The sequence below is a fragment of the Pseudomonas sp. S32 genome (assembly GCF_016648095.1).
In the GTDB taxonomy this organism is placed as follows: Bacteria; Pseudomonadota; Gammaproteobacteria; order Pseudomonadales; family Pseudomonadaceae; genus Aquipseudomonas; species Aquipseudomonas parafulva.
In genome coordinates this window covers 1-237 of record NZ_JACVVF010000126.1, presented here as the reverse complement: position 1 = coordinate 237, position 237 = coordinate 1, and the positions used below count along the sequence as shown (strand labels likewise).

General features: G+C 53.2%; 1 protein-coding gene. It reads left to right on the top strand.

Annotated features, from left to right (window positions below; genetic code table 11):
* Nucleotides 1-52: 52 nt before the first annotated feature.
* On the top strand, nucleotides 53-237 hold a 185-nt coding region (locus IAE38_RS24445), incomplete at its 3' end, for a transposase (RefSeq protein ID WP_201219591.1).

The following is a 237-nucleotide window of genomic DNA, read 5'->3' as shown; positions in this document are numbered from 1 at the left end:
GATGGACTGCCCCACAAAAGTTGGACACCTATCCAATTTTTGAGGTGTTCACATGAGCAAGTACTCTGATCCATTCAAGCTCATCGCGGTCCAGGCCTACCTGGAGGGCGACAAAGGTTTCAGAACGGTAGCTCGGCGCTTCGCTGTAGACGTCAGTCTGCTGCGACGCTGGGTTTCCAGTTTTCAGAAGCATGGTCAGTTCAGCCTTCGCAAAACAGGTCAGCGATACAGCGAGGC